At 45.9% G+C, this 18,468-nt stretch carries 18 protein-coding genes; 15 read left to right on the forward strand and 3 right to left on the reverse strand.

The window, feature by feature from the left end; all coding sequences use genetic code 11:
• Window positions 1-97: 97 nt before the first annotated feature.
• Together CXK86_RS14090 and CXK86_RS14095 are read left to right on the forward strand one after the other, a co-directional pair.
• Window positions 98-580 carry a tetratricopeptide repeat protein gene (locus CXK86_RS14090; protein WP_101313879.1) on the forward strand — a complete coding sequence of 161 codons (483 nt, stop codon included), beginning with the start codon at window positions 98-100 and terminating at the stop codon, window positions 578-580.
• A gap of 30 nt (window positions 581-610) precedes the next feature.
• Complete coding sequence (locus CXK86_RS14095) at window positions 611-808, forward strand: hypothetical protein (RefSeq protein WP_101313880.1); 198 nt, start codon at window positions 611-613, stop codon at window positions 806-808.
• A 42-nt stretch (window positions 809-850) separates the two neighbouring features.
• Here the strand turns inward: CXK86_RS14095 and CXK86_RS14100 are convergent, their stop codons facing one another.
• Window positions 851-1,726, reverse strand: a complete 876-nt coding sequence (locus tag CXK86_RS14100; protein ID WP_101313881.1) for a LysR family transcriptional regulator — start codon at window positions 1,724-1,726, stop codon at window positions 851-853.
• Between the two features lie 165 nt (window positions 1,727-1,891).
• Between CXK86_RS14100 and CXK86_RS14105 the strand changes: the two genes are divergently transcribed.
• The 10 genes from CXK86_RS14105 (at window position 1,892) to CXK86_RS14150 (ending at window position 13,968) form a co-directional block, all read left to right on the forward strand.
• On the forward strand, window positions 1,892-2,839 hold the full coding sequence (locus CXK86_RS14105; protein ID WP_101313882.1) for a DMT family transporter: 948 nt from the start codon (window positions 1,892-1,894) through the stop codon (window positions 2,837-2,839).
• Between the two features lie 188 nt (window positions 2,840-3,027).
• Window positions 3,028-4,059, forward strand: coding sequence for a LacI family DNA-binding transcriptional regulator (locus CXK86_RS14110; protein ID WP_101313883.1), 1,032 nt, complete (start codon window positions 3,028-3,030; stop codon window positions 4,057-4,059).
• A gap of 246 nt (window positions 4,060-4,305) precedes the next feature.
• On the forward strand, window positions 4,306-6,855 hold the full coding sequence (locus CXK86_RS14115) for a beta-mannosidase (RefSeq protein ID WP_101313884.1): 2,550 nt from the start codon (window positions 4,306-4,308) through the stop codon (window positions 6,853-6,855).
• A gap of 166 nt (window positions 6,856-7,021) precedes the next feature.
• On the forward strand, window positions 7,022-7,537 hold the full coding sequence (locus CXK86_RS14120; RefSeq protein WP_101313885.1) for a hypothetical protein: 516 nt from the start codon (window positions 7,022-7,024) through the stop codon (window positions 7,535-7,537).
• Between the two features lie 77 nt (window positions 7,538-7,614).
• On the forward strand, window positions 7,615-8,319 hold the full coding sequence (locus CXK86_RS14125) for a response regulator transcription factor (RefSeq protein ID WP_101313886.1): 705 nt from the start codon (window positions 7,615-7,617) through the stop codon (window positions 8,317-8,319).
• On the forward strand, window positions 8,316-9,356 hold the full coding sequence (locus CXK86_RS14130; RefSeq protein WP_017688949.1) for a sensor histidine kinase: 1,041 nt from the start codon (window positions 8,316-8,318) through the stop codon (window positions 9,354-9,356). Before CXK86_RS14125 ends, CXK86_RS14130 begins: the two co-directional genes overlap by 4 nt.
• 34 nt (window positions 9,357-9,390) lie before the next feature.
• A complete protein-coding gene (locus tag CXK86_RS14135; protein WP_257467851.1) occupies window positions 9,391-10,116 on the forward strand; it encodes a cytochrome c biogenesis CcdA family protein in 726 nt (241 codons plus the stop codon).
• A gap of 18 nt (window positions 10,117-10,134) precedes the next feature.
• Window positions 10,135-10,716, forward strand: a complete 582-nt coding sequence (locus tag CXK86_RS14140; RefSeq protein WP_101313888.1) for a redoxin family protein — start codon at window positions 10,135-10,137, stop codon at window positions 10,714-10,716.
• Between the two features lie 16 nt (window positions 10,717-10,732).
• Window positions 10,733-11,821 (forward strand): peptide-methionine (R)-S-oxide reductase MsrB, encoded by a 1,089-nt coding sequence (gene msrB / locus CXK86_RS14145; RefSeq protein WP_101313889.1) that lies wholly within the window; start codon window positions 10,733-10,735, stop codon window positions 11,819-11,821.
• Between the two features lie 236 nt (window positions 11,822-12,057).
• Window positions 12,058-13,968: an AraC family transcriptional regulator gene (locus CXK86_RS14150; RefSeq protein ID WP_180361763.1), complete on the forward strand. Its 1,911-nt coding sequence runs from the start codon at window positions 12,058-12,060 to the stop codon at window positions 13,966-13,968.
• Between the two features lie 132 nt (window positions 13,969-14,100).
• Here CXK86_RS14150 and CXK86_RS14155 read toward each other — a convergent pair whose 3' ends face one another.
• Together CXK86_RS14155 and CXK86_RS14160 are read right to left on the reverse strand one after the other, a co-directional pair.
• Window positions 14,101-14,772: a hypothetical protein gene (locus CXK86_RS14155; RefSeq protein ID WP_101313891.1), complete on the reverse strand. Its 672-nt coding sequence runs from the start codon at window positions 14,770-14,772 to the stop codon at window positions 14,101-14,103.
• Window positions 14,773-14,816: 44 nt separating this feature from the next.
• Window positions 14,817-15,338, reverse strand: coding sequence for a zinc metalloprotease (locus tag CXK86_RS14160; RefSeq protein WP_101313892.1), 522 nt, complete (start codon window positions 15,336-15,338; stop codon window positions 14,817-14,819).
• A 228-nt stretch (window positions 15,339-15,566) separates the two neighbouring features.
• Here CXK86_RS14160 and CXK86_RS14165 point away from each other — a divergent pair, with 228 nt between their 5' ends.
• From CXK86_RS14165 to CXK86_RS14175, 3 genes are all read left to right on the forward strand, one after another.
• Window positions 15,567-16,244, forward strand: coding sequence for an SOS response-associated peptidase (locus CXK86_RS14165; protein ID WP_036608866.1), 678 nt, complete (start codon window positions 15,567-15,569; stop codon window positions 16,242-16,244).
• A 187-nt stretch (window positions 16,245-16,431) separates the two neighbouring features.
• Window positions 16,432-17,562, forward strand: a complete 1,131-nt coding sequence (locus tag CXK86_RS14170; RefSeq protein WP_076249620.1) for an NADH-dependent flavin oxidoreductase — start codon at window positions 16,432-16,434, stop codon at window positions 17,560-17,562.
• Window positions 17,563-17,699: 137 nt separating this feature from the next.
• Window positions 17,700-18,467, forward strand: a complete 768-nt coding sequence (locus tag CXK86_RS14175; RefSeq protein WP_101313893.1) for a DeoR/GlpR family DNA-binding transcription regulator — start codon at window positions 17,700-17,702, stop codon at window positions 18,465-18,467.
• Window position 18,468 lies beyond the last annotated feature (1 nt).

Here is an 18,468-nt window from a genome sequence, read left to right on the forward strand (position 1 = left end):
GAGTTGTTACAACATATTCTCTGGGGTGCTTTTTTGGTATAATAAAACAATTGAATCATATATGTGGAAATTATAATGTAAGATGGGAAGTGACAGCATGAGTAATTTGGAACAGGCCGTGCGATGGAGACAAGAAGGTAAGGTGCAGGAAGCGATTGAACTACTGCAAGAGATTACAGTCCAGGAACCCGAGAATGCGAATGTCTGGTATCAGCTGGCTTGGGCACATGATTCGCTTGGATTGGAGCGGGAAGCTGTTCCGCATTATGAGAAGGCACTGAGTCTTGGACTTTCTGGCGAGGACAGAGCAGGTGCAATACTCGGACTAGGCAGTACATATCGAACGCTTGGACAGTATGAGCAGGCAAAGGCTTGGTTTGAAACGGGCTTGACAGAATTCCCGGCGTACCGGGAATTTGAAGTTTTCTATGCCATGGTGCTCTACAATCTGGGTGAACATGCAGAAGCGATGCAACGACTGCTCGTGCAACTTGCGGACACATCAAGTGACAAGAGAATCAATGACTATAACAGAGCCATCCGTTACTACGCAGATCAGCTCGATCGGGTGTGGGAATAGATCGAATACACAGAAAAGGGAGATGGATGAATGAACTCCAATCAAGATCTGAAACAGGTAAATGAAAAGTTGGATCAAATTGAGAAAAAGCTGGATAACCTGGGAGGCAGCCATCAGAACAAACGCTCACCTGGCGTGCGCTTCCTGATTGGTTTTGGCATCACGATTGCGATTATATCTGTACTGTTGCTGACTCTTGGTGTTATCCAATTTGTGAGTATCGGATAGGAGAAATGGATCTTAACGACAGAGGTAGTGAGTTCTCCAAATTTACATAGCCGGGCCAAGCCACTGTTGCACCTCTTCTATAAAACGTCGCGTAGCGGGCGATAGATTGCCCAAAGATGGGCAGGCCATGCCAATCGTACGATAAGGATCTCCAGTGAGTGGCACGAGCGCGAGTGAATCAGTATGATTTTGAAGTACCATTTCCGGCAGCAAACTGATTCCGAGACCATTCCGGACCATCGCCATGATGGCTTGATCTTCTGCGACTTCATAGACGACATTGAGCTTGGCCGCATGCTGCCGGATCAGTCGTTCTATCTCGTTATCTCCGCCCCACTTGGGCAGAATAAAGGGTTGCTCCAGCAGAATATCAAACGAAACAGACTCCTCTGAGGCGAGAGGATGATCAAGAGGCAGGATACACATCATCCTGTCTTTTTGCAATGGGATCGTCTCAAAAGGTGATGAATCGCCGAGGGACAGAAATCCGAGATCGATGGCACCTCCAGCCAGCCAGCCCTCAATCTCAGCATAATCGCCCTCCCACAGCTTAATCTCAATTCCGGGATGACGCAGGCGAAATTGTTTCAGGATGCCCGGCAACCATTGTGTGGAGACACTTGCGAAGGTACCAATACGCACTGTACCAATCTCCGCGCCGCGAATGAGGGAAATTTCCTGGTTCATGAGTTCCGTCCAGCGCAGAATCTCACGTGTGTATCCCAGAATGCGTTCCCCTTCACCGGTAACCCGCACACCCGAGCGGCTGCGATGGAGCAGGGAAAAACCGCATTCTGTCTCCAGACTGGCGATGGCATGGCTGACTGCGGATTGGGTGATGTTCAACGCTTCTGCCGCTTTGGTGAGACTGCCATATTCCACAACGGTATTCAAAATTTCGTATTTGATTAGTGACATGAATGGTTCCGTTCCTTCCCATTTTTGATGAATGAATTTATTTCATATAATACATTATAAATATTCATTTTTATAATGCAAAGAGATGGTTTATACTTGCCAAGGCGAGTTAGTTTGACGCACGATCACACAGCTCAGAATACATAGAATGAAGGTTGAAGCAAGATGAATGGTGTACAGGTTAATCAAGGTCAGACAACAAGAAGAGCGGACATACAGATGCTGCTCGCAACGGTTATATGGGGATCTTCCTATCTGTTTATGAAATCGGGCCTGGAGTCCATGCAAGAATTGAATCTGGTCGCATTTCGTTTCGGAATTGCCTTTATTGCCGCAGGACTTCTTTTTCATCGGCGGTTGTTTAACATGGATCGCAGAACACTTGTGGCAGGCGCTATTATGGGGACAGCTTTATTCGCTGCATTTGTATTCATCACCTATGGTGTGCAACGAACCACGACATCCCAAGCGGGATTCCTGATAAGCTTGGCCGTTATTTTTGTACCGATCCTGACGACGATCCAGCATCGTCGTATGCCGGATAAACGATTGACGCTCAGTATCCTGGTTGCCGTTACCGGGCTTGGCTTGCTGACGCTTCAGCATCAGCTTAGTCTGCACACGGGGGATATTCTCTGCATACTAGCAGCACTTGTGTATGCCATCTATATCATGATTGCTGGCAAGTTCACACCGAAGCATGATCCACTAACATTGGGGACAGTTCAATTAGGTGTTGCAGCGATGTGGGGAATTGCAGCTACATTTATGCTGGAAACGCCACGTATGCCCGATACGGCTGAATCCTGGGCAGCCATTCTTGGGTTAGGTGTTTTGTGTAGCGGCTTGGGGTATATTCTGCAGACACTCGCGCAGCGTCATGCCTCTCCTACAAGAACAAGTCTGATTTTTTCACTAGAACCACTGTTTGCAGCAGCCTTTGCATTTACCTTTCAAGGGGAATCGCTAACGTTGCAAGGGTATGTGGGAGCAGCTTTGATGTTGGTCGGTGTTCTGATCACAGAGATCAAACTTCCACAGCCTATCTTCTGGCGCAGAAAACGCCCTGTTTTACAGTCGGAACTTGGCGATCAGGGAGTATCAGGCGTATAATTGGGGGACAAGGGTCCTTTCGTCATCTTCTATGGAAGGTGGGGAGAGGGCCTTTTTTGGTTATGTCGAACACCTTGTGAAACAGATAAACAACTACCTAACAAAAACAGAATAACATAACCTTGTTTTGTTGATTTTTGTTTTTTATGCTACACTGAATGGAAAATTAGGAAAAACGGGTGAGTAGGATGGCCAAAAGAGTAACGATGCAGCAAATTGCGGATGCTGCGGGGGTGTCCAAATTCGCAGTCTCCCGTGCGCTGACGGGCAAGCCTGGTGTGAGTGAGCATACACGCGAGATGATTGTCAGAACGGCGGGGCAGCTTGGGTATTTCAGAACTGAGCCTAAGCGTTATCCGGGGGAGACACAGATATCAGCTGAGATGAAGCCAGAAGCGGAGCGACAAGGCACGATATTGATTTTGTTTCCTAACGTTCGTTCTCAGAATCGATCTTCCTTATACTGGGGGCCAGTATTTGATGGCATTTCTGAGAGGTTGAATGAGAAGGGAATGGATATTTTAACGCTGACAGAACCCTCTTCAGATCGGATGTTCTCGGTCCTTAATCCCGAAGCGATCAGCGGAGTCATTACCGTGGGTACCATCTCGACATCGGTATTGCTGGAGATTTACAGGCTGCGTATTCCGCTTGTCATGGTGGATCATGAAGACCCTGCCATATACGCAGACTCGGTTTTTACGGACAATATGAAATGTATGAAAGAACTGGTTCTTATGCTCGTTGGAAAAGGATATAGAAGGTTCCAGTTTGCAGGGCAACTGCCCGATGCGGCAAGTTTTAGAGAACGCTGGCTTGGATATCGTACGGTGCTGGAAGAGAAGCAGTTGGAGGGGAAACAGCAAGAAGGCTTGCTGGGACCAGAGTATGATGAGATCCGGAGATCCATTGCTGAAATGGAACTGGAGGATATACCTGAAGTTATCGTATGTGCAAATGACCATACAGCTGTCATTGTCATTCAGGCACTCCAAAGTCGAGGCATTCAGGTGCCCGAACGCTGTGCCGTAACCGGATTTGACAATACGCAGACGGATGAACCCATTCTTGCTTCGGTACATATTAACAAAGAGAATCTGGGAACGAGAGCAGTAGATCAGCTATTGTGGCGGATTAAACATCTCGATGAGCCTTATGAACGCAAGCTGATCTATTCGGAATTAATTATTCGTGATGAATATAACGCCAGTATACAGTAATGGGATATGAATTTAAGGGTCATTTTAACAATGATCATACGGGTAAATGAAATCAGGTGAAAGACATGGAGAGGTTAGAGCTTCATGTCTTTTTGGTATGCAGAAACCAAATAATAAATTAAATTACAAAACAGATTGACTATAAGAAGCATATCGTGTTAATTTTGTTTTGTAAGTTATTTGTTTTTATAATAACAAAACCTAACAAAATAATGTTTACCAACTCTAACAACAATGGAGGCTGTCATGAGCACAATACAATCACATGTTTTTCAGAATTGGACGTTCAAGGCTTGCGAAGATCAAGAGTGGATGCCGGCTCAGGTGCCCGGCTGTGTGCATACAGATTTGCTGAAGCTGGGCAAGATTCCAGATCCTTTTTATGGAACAAACGAGAAGGAAGTACAATGGATTGATAAGATAGATTGGGAATATCAGACGGAATTTGACGTTGCCGAAACGTTGTTCTCGCAGGAACATCTGGAACTGGTGTTTGATGGTCTGGATACATATGCTGATGTGTATGTGAATGAGGTGCATGTGTTATCAGCAGATAATATGTTCCGAGTATGGAAGGCAGATGTAAAGTCTGTATTGAAGGGGAAAAGCAACATTCTCCGAATACGTTTTCGGTCACCAATTCAGGAAGATCTGCCGAAGCTAGAGAAGCTCGGATATGCATTACCGGCATCGAATGATCAGTCCGATGTTGGCGGACTTGGCGACAAGAGAGTAAGTATTTTTGCACGTAAAGCCCCGTATCACTATGGTTGGGACTGGGGTCCGCGTTTTGTAACCAGTGGGATCTGGCGTGAAGCACGTCTTGAAGGTTGGACACAGGTACGAATCAATGATGTGTATATCCAGCAAAATGAAGTAAGCGCTACCTCAGCTTCATTAACTGCTGTTGTGGAAGTCGAGACATCACAAGCGGTAGATACGATTATTCGTATCGGCGCAGATGGACAGAGATGGGAAAGATCCGTATCACTACAACCCGGAACTCAGACTGTGGAGATTCCAATCTCCATGGATGAACCGAAACTGTGGTGGAGCCGTGGGCTTGGTGATCCGCATATGTACACCTTCCTTACCGAAGTGCTTCAAGGTGAGCGAGCTGTGGCTGAATCTACAGTGAAGACTGGGCTTCGTTCCATTCGCTTGGTACGTGACAAAGATGAAGCAGGAGCATCCTTTTATTTTGAATTAAACGGGGTTGCGGTCTTTGGCAAAGGGGCCAATCACATTCCAAATGATAGCTTCATCACTGAAATTACTCATGAACGTTATCGTCATGAGATCGTATCCGCAGCCGAGTCCAATATGAATATGCTGCGCGTGTGGGGTGGCGGAATCTATGAGCAGGATGTGTTCTACGAACTGTGTGATGAATACGGAATCCTGGTATGGCAAGACTTCATGTTTGCATGCAGCATGTATCCAGGAGATGAAGCGTTCCTGAACAGTGTGAGACATGAGGCGATTGATAATGTGAAACGTCTGCGCAACCATCCAAGTATTGCACTCTGGTGTGGGAACAACGAGATTGATTCGGCTTGGGCTCACTATGTTGAGAATGGTGGCTGGGGTTGGAAAAAGGAATTTACTGCCGAGCAGCGTGAAAGCATCTGGGCCGATTACGAAGCCATCTTCCATGATCTGCTGCCAGAAGTCGTTGAAGCGTATGCGCCAGGTGTGGATTACTGGCCTTCCTCACCACTGGTATCACTGACAGGGGATGAGACGCAACATGCGCACCCATCCACAGCTGAAGGGGATATCCATTACTGGGGCGTGTGGCACAATGTAGAACCATTCGAAAACTACAACGTGCATGTGGGTCGTTTCATGAGTGAATACGGATTCCAGTCTTTCCCGGAGTACAAGTCAGTACGCACTTATGCAGAAGAAGAGGATCTGGCTCTGGAATCGGAAGTCATGTTGGCTCATCAAAAGAATGGAGCAGGTAATCGTCTGATCAAACAGTATATGGATATGTACATGCATGAATCGAAGGACTTCCCATCGTTCCTGTATATGAGTCAGGTGCTTCAAGCGGAAGCGATGAAGACAGCCATTGAAGCGCACCGTCGCCGCAAACCATTCTGCATGGGCACACTTTACTGGCAAATGAATGACTGCTGGCCAGTGGCTTCATGGGCAGGTATGGACTACCTTGGTCGTTGGAAAGCATTGCAATATTATGCGAAACGCAGCTTCAGCGATGTGTTGGTATCGGTAGATGGAACAAAAGAAGATACAACAGATATATATATCATCTCGGATCAATTACAACCTGTAAAAGGGCAGTTACAGATTCGTTTGCTCGGGTTCGATGGAACGGTGCATTGTGATGAAACACATGACGTGACCTTGGCATCTAATACAGGTGATCGAGTGCTGTCATTACGTAACGTGGAATGGCTTGAAGGTCATGATACAGCTAACACGCTGCTGCGCCTGGATCTGAAACAGGAAGGTGCTGCGAATATCGTACAGGAACACTATTTTGTACCGTCCAAAGACCTTGCTCTGCAGCCTGCAAACATCAATGTAAGCGGAGGAGCGGATGAGAACGGCGTTCATCTGGTACTGGAAAGTGACGTGCTTGCTAAACAGGTATGGTTATCTTCGGATGTGGAGGGTGTCTTCTCAGATAACTTCTTCGACTTGATTCCTGGCATTCCGGTGAAGGTGCAGTTCACTTCCAGAGAGGGATTGCAGTCTAATGATGTGATATCAAATCCGGGACCGATCGAGGTTCGATCCATGATTGATTTTATTCGTTTGACCTAGAAGAAACGGTTGGAGTCTCTCGTAAGAGAGATTTCAACCGTTTTTTTATTGAAACCTGACCCCATTTATATATCGTAATGGTTTCGTAATACTTCGCTTAGAGAATCGTAAGCTGTCTTGCTTATTGTAATCCATGTAAGTAATAAACGAATGGAGAGTGATAAGAATGATGAAAACAAATAAGAGCAAAAAAGTGATGGTAGCAGCGGTATTGGTGATGTCTATGGCCTTTTCTGGATTGGCAAGTGCTGCAGATATGAAAACGATTAAAAAGGATGGCATGGAGCTTGTTCAATTGAGACAGGCGGCGAAAATGTATGATTACAGCATTATGTGGGACAGCAAGGATAGATCTGTAACTCTGATGTATATGGGCAAAATGGACGACAAGATGATGAAAGACGACAACATGATGGAAGATGACATGATGATGAAAGACGACAACATGATGGAAGATGACATGAAGATGAAAGACGATAAGATGATGAAAGACGACATGATGATGGAAGAAACGATGATGCCTGCGGGAAAAACGATTAAATTGTGGATTGGATCGAAAAAAATCATGGTAGACGGTATGCAAGTTAACTTGAAATCGATGCCTGTCATCCATGAAGGGAATTCGTATGCGGCTGAGTCTGTAATTAAACAATACATGATGCCCGCCATGGTAATGAAGTAATTTAAGGGCTAAGCATCGCCATCACCATATGATATGATTGGCTCAAATGTATTTTCTGGAATATGGGGTGGGTTCGTTTGAATGAATGTGTACTTGTTGCTGATGATGATACAAATATTACGGACGTTTGTCGCAGGTATCTGGAACGGGAAGGTTATCTTGTCGTGACGGCTAAGGACGGTTTGGAGGCTATTGAGCTGTGGCACAGCGAAACGCCAAGCTTGATTGTGCTCGACCTGATGATGCCACATAAGAATGGCTGGGAAGTTTGCAACGAGATTCGGCAAACTGAGGATGTGCCCATTGTAATGCTGACGGCCCGGGGTGAGGAACAGGACCGTCTGATGGGACTGACGATGGGGGCGGATGATTATCTGACCAAACCATTTAGTCCGAGAGAACTTGTTTTACGTGTAAAGGCAATCCTGCGGAGAATGCGAACTGCGCAGGCATCACCTGTTACAACATCTGAATATACGATCAATTATGAAGGGCTTACCATTGATTTTACCAAGCGTGAAGTGCATATCAGCGGGCAGGTAATTGAATTGACCGTTACAGAGTTTGAGATGTTGTATTTGCTGGCAAGTCACCCGGGTCAGGTGTTCTCCCGTAATCAGATGTTAAGCAAGATTTGGGATTTTAGCTATGAGGGAGATACAACAACGGTGACTGTACATGTTCGGAGATTACGAGAGAAGATCGAACAGAATCCTTCTGATCCAAAATATATTAAAACAGTTTGGGGCATAGGATACAAGTTTGCGGGTGGTAGTTCATGAAACTTCGCACATACTTGGTGTTGTCCAGTCTCACGGGCATTGGCGTATTATTAATTTGTTTGTTCATCAGTTATTCCAAAATGCTGCTTACGATCGAACAATTGTATTGGTTATCGGCTATAACGGCAGGGGTAGGCTTACTTTCGTTTATTCTTCAATATTTGCTGACTAAGCCATTAGAGAAATCAATTGCGCGTATTACACAGCAGACTATACGAATTGCCGAAGGGGATTTCCATACGGAAGTCCCTCTCATCGGTACGCAGGAATTTAAGCTTCTGGCACAGCAATTTAATGAAATGAGTTCCAAGCTGAAGGAAAGCTTTGATCATCTGCATCACTCAGAAACCGCCAGACGAGAGTTGATCGCCAATGTTTCCCATGATTTACGGACTCCATTGGCATCCATTCAGTCATTCGTCGAAGCGTTGGAGGATGATGTCATTAAGGATAAAGAAACCTTTCAACGTTACCTGAACACGATACGACTTGAGACGAAGCGTTTGGGAGGGCTTATTCAAGATTTGTTTGAATTATCCAGCCTGGAAGCGCAAGGGGAGGTATTTGACCCTCAGCCTTGTCACGTCGATGAGTTGCTGCTCAGTACGTTGGAGAGTTTTTCGTTTCATCTCGCCGAGAAAACGCTGAACGTTGAAATCGATTTGCCCGATAAATTACCAGCCGCGGTCATGATGCCTGCACAAATGAAGCGGGTCCTTTCCAATTTGCTGCAAAATGCCATTCAATACTCTCCTATTGAAGGGAAAATCATTCTGGCTGCCGAAGAAAAGGGGCCGTTTATACGAATTTCAGTTACGGATGAAGGGGAAGGCATTGAAGCGGAGGAAACTTCGCGTATATTTGAACGTTTTTATCGAATTGACAAATCACGTAGCAAGAGCAATGGGGGGGCCGGGCTTGGCCTTGCCATCGCTCAATCGATTGTGGAACTCCATGGTGGCGAGATCGGGGTTCAGAGTACAAAAGGAGAAGGAAGCTGCTTCTGGTTCACGCTTCCGATCTACGTCAGTCGTTAACCTTGGTTAATCCAACGCAGTATTTATTCAGGTGGTGAATGACTTGACCAGTGATTTAGTATTCCTTTTCGGTGTTTTTGGTGCAGGATTGTTATCGTTTTTTGCGCCATGTATTCTGCCGCTGATCCCGGTATACGTGTCTTATCTGTCCGGAAGCATGGTCAACGGTACGAATCAGCAGCAGTCCGACACCACTTCGGATCGGTTGCGGTCCACACTTGTTTTGCGGACATTTTTATTTGTTCTTGGGCTGTCCCTGGTATTTGTTTTACTCGGTTTTGGTTCCGGCATCGTTGGTAATTTGATCTCAAGTCCTGTGTTTATTGCGATCTGCGGAGCCATCGTAGTGCTTTTTGGGATTTATCAAACCGGGTTGATCCGACTATCCTGGCTGGAACGGGAGAGAAAGCTGTCAAACAATCAAGCCAAACGGGGAGGGGATGTCGGAGCGTTCCTGTTGGGTCTAACGTTTAGTTTTGGCTGGACGCCTTGTATCGGGCCTGTGCTCGCGGCCATTCTTGGTATCGCCGCAGGAGAAGGCTCTCCACTGTATGGCGGGTTTCTCATGTTCCTGTATACCCTTGGGTTAGCGATTCCTTTTCTGATTCTGTCTGTTTTTTCGGAATATGTTATGAAGCGGATACGTCGTTTATACAGGTACATGGGCGTCATCAAAATAACTTCCGGCTGTATTCTTATTATCATGGGACTATTGTTAATGACAGACCGGCTAAACAGCTTAGTGACCTGGTTTCAATAATCATTGGAGGAATTTGGTATGAAGACGGCACGGAAATGGATGGTATCTGTAATCGTATTCACTGGAGTACTATTGATCTTGAGCGCATGTGGATCACAGCAAACAGATACAAAACAAACGGGGTCATCATCAACCCCAGCATCAACATCCGATATGAGTTCGTCAACCATGATGAACAAGGGAGAGACGGCTCCTGAATTTTCATTGCGTGATCTGAAAGGAAACACGGTTGGACTTTCTGATGTTCAAGGCAAGAAAGTGTATGTGAAATACTGGGCTTCCTGGTGTTCCATCTGTCTTGCGGGTTTGGAAGACCTGAACAATTTGGCTGGTCAAAACAATGATTTTCAAGTCATTACGATTGTGACGCCAGACTACAAAGGAGAGAAATCCTCCCAAGCGTTTACCGAATGGTTTGACCAACAGCCGTATGATAACATAACTGTTCTTTTGGATGAGAAAGGTGTATGGGCCAAGAAATTTGGCGTAAGAGCATATCCTAGTTCCTTTTATATTGGCTCTGATGGTATTTTAACGAAATCGCAGCCAGGGCATGCATCCAATGAACAGATCATGGAGTCATTACAAGAGATTTTGTGAGAAAGGAGGAAGTGTCATGAAAAGGACGCTGCTGGGCCTGTGCCTCCTTGTTATAGCGATAGTTGTGTCTGCTTGTGGAAACAGGGCTGAGAGCCATTCAGCTTCATCTTCGATATCCACTCAACCTGTCAAGGCATCGAGTGTCTCTGAGGAAAACCTGAGTAACCTGTACTTGGCAGGAGGCTGCTTCTGGGGTGTGGAGGCATATATGGCTCGTATTCCGGGGGTTCAGGATGTGACTTCCGGTTATGCCAACGGTGAAGGAAAGAATCCAACCTATGAGGATGTTATCCGCGGGGACCAGGGGTTTGCAGAGACCGTTCATGTAAAATATGATCCGCAGCAAGTATCTTTGCAGAAATTGCTTGAATCTTATTTTCGAGTTATTGATCCTACCAGCTTGAATAAGCAGGGCAATGATCGTGGCATTCAGTATCGGACTGGCATATATTATACGTTGCCTGAAGATGCCAAAATCATCGAGCAGGCTGTAGAGGCAGAGCAAGAAAAATATGACCAACCCATTGTAACGGAAGTAATGCCTCTGCAGAATTATTATTTGGCGGAGGAGTACCATCAGGATTATTTGGAAAAAAATCCGAACGGATATTGTCACATTGATATGACTGTCCTGAATGACCTGGAGATTGGAATTGATCCCGCTCAATATCCACGTCCAACAGATGAACAATTAAAGGAACGATTAACAGACGAACAGTATGCGGTCACGGTAAACAATGATACGGAGCATGCGTTCAGTAACGAATACTGGGATAATGAGGAGCCCGGTCTGTATGTGGATATTGCAACGGGAGAGCCGTTATTCACCAGCCGGGATAAGTACGATTCCGGTTGCGGGTGGCCGAGTTTTACAAAGCCGATTGTACCTGAGGTTGTTACCTATACAACGGATACGAGCTTTGGGATGGAACGCACGGAGGTACGAAGCCGGGCAGGTGACATCCACCTCGGTCATGTGTTCGATGATGGTCCCGAAGATCGCGGCGGCAAACGTTACTGTATTAACAGTGCATCGATCCGGTTTATTCCGTTAGACAAGATGGAGGAAGAAAGATACGGGTATTTACTGTCATTTATCGAGTAGAGAAGGGCAGCTGACTTTATCAAAACATAATAAGGCCATAATTTTAGAACGGTTGAGATCTCTCTATAAGGGATTTCGACCGTTTTTTATTCTGCGGCATCTAACAAAAATGGAGGTAGGCTTCTAAGATGGTTCCATCATTGCTATAATTGATAATCATTATCAATTATAGGTGGGTTTTTAGTCACAATGCCAGGGTATTGTGCATGTTTGAGCGCTTAGGAGAGGGAGTTTATATGGGAATTCAGAATGACATCAAGCTGTGGGATCAGGTACAGGTTCGCGTGCTAGATGTGCGTCTTATATCACTCGCAACACACGAGTTCATACGCAATTATGTGTTACCGACGAGTGCATTTGTGTATGTTCAAGGCAGGGGGCAGGTCTGGCTGGATGAAGAGGTATGGACTACAAACCAGTTCTTGCTGCTGCATGGGGGAAAAGGAAGACGTCTGACACTTGAAGCGACAGGGGTTATGGAGGTACATCTGATTTTGTACAAATCAACCTTGCCCTCCAATGTGCTTGTGGAGTACCGAATGATGTTGAACCAGCGTAATCCGTTTGAAGAGTCCTGGGCGACAGTGCCGGATCATACACTTGAGCTGCGTGAGCTTGTGCGGAATATACATGAATGCTGGTCAGGGCAGGAGCGAGTGGGCAAAATTCAGGTCAAAGTGTATTTTTTTCAACTGGTACAGCTTGTCTTGTTACAGCGGAGTCGCATGTCTAACGAATTTGAACAGCCTTCGCTTACCGATCAGGTTTTGCGATATATCAAAGCTCATTACCGGGAATCGATCTCACTTGATTTGCTTGCCCAGTCCTTGAGTTACAGTCCGCAATATTTATCACGCAAATTCAAGGAACAGACGGGATGTACACCGACAGAATATGTGATTCGGTTACGAATGGGTGAGGCAAAGAGTCTGCTTGCGTCCACAGAAGCTTCATTACAGGAGATTGCTGCGTATGTGGGTTATATGGACCCGTTTTATTTCAATCGTATATTCAAAAAAGAGATCGGTATAACACCGGGGCAATATCGGTTGAAGCAGCAGGAAAACTCGAAATCAGTTTCAAAAAGTACATTAAATGCAACAAATCAATCCATTGTAACAGGAGGGGATGAACGTTATCCTTTAATTGATGATGATAATCATTATCAATATAAGGGAGATGAGGAAATCAACATGTTTAACCATTTTAAATCAGCGATTATGTCGCTTGCGCTTGTACTCACATTGAGTGCTTGTGGAACAGCCCAGCAGGGGGCAGAAACATCCGAAGTTGCGGCTGAACCCGAACAACCGGCAGTCGTGGAAACCCAAATGGTAAATACGACCTTTGGTGAGGTAGAGATTCCTGCACATCCCGAGCGAGTTGCTGCCATAGATTATCTGGGAACGGTGCTTGCTCTTGGTGTCAAACCGATTGGTGGAGGCCAATTTCTGATGAACAGTCCTTATCTGGAAGGTCACATGGATGGTCTTGGAACGATAGGGGATTCCGTTGAACAATTGATGGAGCTGGAACCTGATCTTATTATTACATTGAATCCGGACAAGGCGGCTTATGAGAAATATAGCAAGATTGCTCCGACCGTTTCGATCGCATCCATCACTTTTCCGACACTCAAGGACGAAGTGAACTATTTCGGTAAAGTCCTTGGCAAAGAAGCGGAAGCAGAGAAGTGGCTGGCTGATTTTGATGAGGAGATTGCCAAAATCAAGCAGGAGGTGCAGAGTGTTGTTCCAGCTGATGCTACATTCTCCGTTATGCAGGAATATGATCGCCAAGTCTTCATTTTTGGCAATCAGTCGGGCCGGGGAGGGCGTAACATCTATGAATTGCTTGGTTTGCAAGCACCAAAAAACATTCCATCCGAGTTGATGCAGGGCGCCTATCATGAATTCTCCATAGAACTGCTCTCCAAATACGCTGGAGATTACATTGTGCTGACCAGCAAGTCTCAGTTGAAGGACCTTCAGGCAGATCCGATCTGGGGTTCATTGCCTGCTATCAAAAATGGAAATGTGTACATATGGACGGAAGAGCAATCCTGGTTCCGTGATCCGATCGCCTTGTTGAAACAGACACAGGATCTGGCTGAATGGATTATTGGACTTAATACACCGTCTAAATAAGGAACTTCAAAAAACCGTGCCGCCCAGTTTGCTGAGCAGCACGGTTTTCATATTCTTATGTAGGACTGAACAGTAGAGGGGATTAGCTGCCTGTACGGAGATGAAATAACAGTGTGATTACCGTATAAGAGTTTATTCGCTCTTTTGTTCGTTCTGAATTTCTTGCAGATCCTCCAGTTGCAGTGTGAGGTCATTCTCGGGGTTTGCGCTCACAATGACTTCTGACTGTGATTGTTGCTGACCTGGCTGATTCGACTTGGAGGCAGGTTTGATCACGTAGAGACTTTGAACGGAGTTGAGCAGGCTGGCAGGGGTGTCTTCATACGTTTCCAGGAAGAGTACATAGTCTTTGGTAGGAATCAGCTTGAGGTTGTCATCATTAATAATCTCGGTGTTGCCTAGTTGTCCGCCAAGTTGCTTCACTTCAAGTTTTTCCCCGGCAGTGTAACCGCCCTTATAGGATTCAGCGACCTGAATCGTGTGGATCGTATAGATTTTGTCAAAAGAAGCTGGCTCTCCGCCTGGATCGGACGCGGGGTTTAACTCGTTTTCATTGGCAGCATCGGTAACTTGTACGATATCGTTTAAAGCTTCCACACGAGTCTCAACAACACTGCCTTTCACAATGGTATTTGCTCTCTCGGACAGGTCACCAATGCTGGCATAACTCGGGTAATCTTCAGAAGCAATAATGGTCATGGGTGCATCGGATGGGGACGCGGTAGGTGTAACAGAAGAACATCCAACAGCAGATAAAATGAAAATGGAAGAGAGAAGCAGCGTTAATACTCGATTTTTGTTCATGGACAGGAATCCTCCTTGGATTTTTGGAATAAGTTCGTAGCGGATTAGTACTTGGATTTTACGTTATTGATATCAAAAGTTTGGGGTTGGGTCATGGAATTGCGGTTGCGGGAGTAAGACATAATGGAAGGACTGCTTGTTGTCGGGTTGTCACCGAGCCAGATGGAGTGTCCGAGTTCGTGGACAAATACGCTTTGAATGAAGTTGGATAAGTTGGTCGCGTCAGGGGTGATCGTGGATGCATTGAGTTCGATGCGGAAGCTTACGACCTGACTGCCGGATACGGAGGCGTAGTTGACACCATATGCTGTATTATTGAAGTTTCCTGCGGTGATGGTGTTTGGGGAGTTACTTGTTTTGGTGAATTTAACTTTGGCACCTGCATTGTTCCAGTTGGTAAGGGATGCGTCCATGGGAGTCTGCCATGCGGAGGCGTAATTATACGTACGAATGGGGATGGTGGTGCTGGGGTAACCGTAGGTCAGAAAGGTTGCCGCATAGATGGTACTGCCAAACATCGCAATCGCTGAGAACAACATGATGCTCATCAAAATCTTCCTTTTCATACTTAAAACCTCCAATAAATGTATTTTATTCTCTATTATAGTAACAAGTAATATTGGAGTTGAAATGAGTCCGAGGTCGTTGTTTTTGTCGTGAAAAACATGAAATATATCTTGATCCGACCCTAATGGTGTCAAAATAAGTCATTTCCTGTTCAATGTTCATGAATAATTTCCCTAAAATTACAAACAATACGTTCAACTTCTCATAGGGAAAGGTAGTGCTTGAACATGTGCAACCGTTTTTCATTGGCAGCCGATTTGGACGATGTCAGAGATCATTTCAAGATTCAGCGAGTGATGTATTATTACAAAAACCGATACAATATCAGTCCAACCCAGCATACGCCGATTATTTTGCATCAGGATGGTGAGCGTGTACTGGATGAGTTCCGGTGGGGGTTCATTCCATTCTGGGGTCGTGATGCCGTTAACGCAAATCTCATGACGGTGCATGAGAATCCTTCCTATTACAAACTGGTAGAGACCAAGCGCTGCGTTATTCCCTGCAATGGATTATATTACTGGCGGCAAGAGGGCAAAAAAAGTTATGCGGTTCGTGTTGTTATGCCGGATCGTGGCCTGTTCGGTATTGCTGGGTTATATGAGGTGTGGAGAGATACACGGAAAGAGCCGCTTCGTACCTGCACGATGCTTATGACAGGCGCAAACATGGTTACACGTGAGTTTGGCAGTAAAATGCCAGCGATCCTTTCCGAAGAAGAGATCAACACCTGGCTTGACCCGGCAAATACACGGGTGACTCAGTTGTTACCGCTATTGAAATCGTATAACAGTACAGAGATGAATCTGTATCCAGTAACCCCAATGGTCGCCAACGATGAACACGATTGTTACGAATGCGTAGAAGAGATGGATCAGAAGCTGGCTTACGTTCGGAGTTTCTGAGTATCTTTTGGATGATGTGAAGAAAATGAAGAGGGCTGAGAGTCTGGAGACACTCTGCTCTTTTTTTCCTTTCTGAAAATGAAAAGTTGCAATTGCAGTGAAACGTAACTATAATCATTACAGTAAGTGAACGCATATATTCATATATCTATTAAAAGAGATATTTATAATCAGGAGGGAACCACGAATGAATCCAAAGTTTAACCAGATGTTTGAACAAGTTTCACTACCGACTGGCATTACACTGAAAAACCGAATCGTGCTCGCTCCCATGACTCATATGTCCTCGAATGCTGATGGTACAATATCCGACGCTGAACTTGCTTATTATGCACGTCGCACCGGTGGTGCGGGCATGTCAATTACGGCTGTAGGGCATGTAACAGAGACAGGCATTGGTTTCCCAGCTCAATTTGGTGTTTATGACGACCGCTTCATTCCTGGTCTGAAAAAACTGGCTGAGACCATTAAACAACAAGGCTCCGTAGCCGTATTGCAAATTTTCCATGCGGGCCGTCTGACTCCTGAACAAGCTGTACCTGTGGGTCAAGTGGTTGCTCCTAGTGCGGTTGCAAGTGAGCGTCCAGGATCTCCTGAACCAAGAGAATTGACGGATGCCGAGATTACTTCGATTATCAAAGACTTTGGTGAAGCGACACGTCGTGCAATCGAAGCCGGCTTTGATGGTGTTGAGATTCACGGTGCTAATGGTTATCTGATCCAGCAATTCTTCTCCCCGCATTCCAACCGACGTGAAGATCGTTGGGGCGGAAGTGTAGAGAAACGTCTGACATTCCCGCTTGCTGTAGTAGATGAGATTCAGAAAGTGGTTGCCGAACATACCAAACTGCCGTTCATCATTGGTTACCGTTTCTCTCCGGAAGAACCGGAAACACCGGGACTCACAATGGAAGATACGTATGCACTGGTGGATGCGCTTAAAGATAAAAACTTGGATTACCTTCATGTCTCTGTGAACGAGTTCTGGTCCAAGCCAAGACGTGGCGAAGCAGATACGCGTTCGAGAATGGAATTCATTCTGGATCGTGTGAACGGTAAACTGCCTGTTATTGGCGTAGGTTCAATTCATACGGCTGATCAGGCCGCTGAGGCGCTTCAAACGGGAGTACCTTTGCTTGCCATTGGACGTGAGCTGATTATTGAACCGGATTGGGTTGAGAAAATCGAGAGCGGACGGGAAGAAGATATTGAGACGATTCTGACCAAATCGGATCAGGAGCGTCTGGTTATCCCTGACGGATTGTGGAATGCAATCATCCACACGCCAGGCTGGTTCCCTATGGCAGAAGATAAATAAGATACACTTCAGAACTGGAATGGAGGGGGCGAAAGCTCCCTCTTTTTGCACATGGTCCAAATTCTCCTTGTCATCGCTCTGTGGTATGATGGATGAACAGGATCAACTGGATAATCAACGGTTTGGAGTGAAGGAATATGCTCGTAGCTGAACGGTATGAGAAAATAGTGGAATGGGTGGATACGCAAGGCAGCATGCGTGTGACCGAACTTAGTGAGCGCTGCGGGGTGACGGAAGAGACGATTCGTCGTGATCTGGACAAGCTCGAACAGGCGGGCAGGCTCAGACGGTCCCATGGCGGGGCGGTCAGCGTAAAATACAAGGATGAATTACAGTCGGAGATTCCGTATCCCGAACGGGCTGTAGCCCATGCAGAAGCGAAACGCAGAATTGCAATCGAAGCGGTGAAAATGGTGGAATCCGGCGACCGGATCGCCTTGGATGCAAGTACAACGGCGTGGTATATGGCGGCAGGATTGCCAAACATTCCACTGACGGTATTAACCAACTCGATTAAGGTCGCCGCAGAGCTGAGTAACAAGGAGCAGATTCGTGTGATTGCCACAGGTGGGCAGCTGGCTTCGAAGTCACTGTCTTTTGTAGGACCGCTGGCGGAACGTTCGCTTGATGCCTATCATGTTGATAAAGTGTTTTTGTCATGCAAAGGGGTGCATCTGACCAAAGGCATCAGTGAATCCAATGAATTACAGGCCTTGGTGAAGCAGAAAATGATCCATATTGCGGATGAGGTCATTCTACTTGCAGATTCCAGCAAATTTAACATACAGGCGTTTACCAGAGTTGCTGAGATGAGCAGTGTGGGCAAAGTGATTACAGATCAGGGTGTAGATGAAGAGCACGTTAGCGCATTGATTGAGCAGAATATTACGTGTATACGTGTGTAAA

The organism is Paenibacillus sp. BGI2013 (genome assembly GCF_002843485.1).
Taxonomy (GTDB): domain Bacteria; phylum Bacillota; class Bacilli; order Paenibacillales; family Paenibacillaceae; genus Paenibacillus; species Paenibacillus amylolyticus.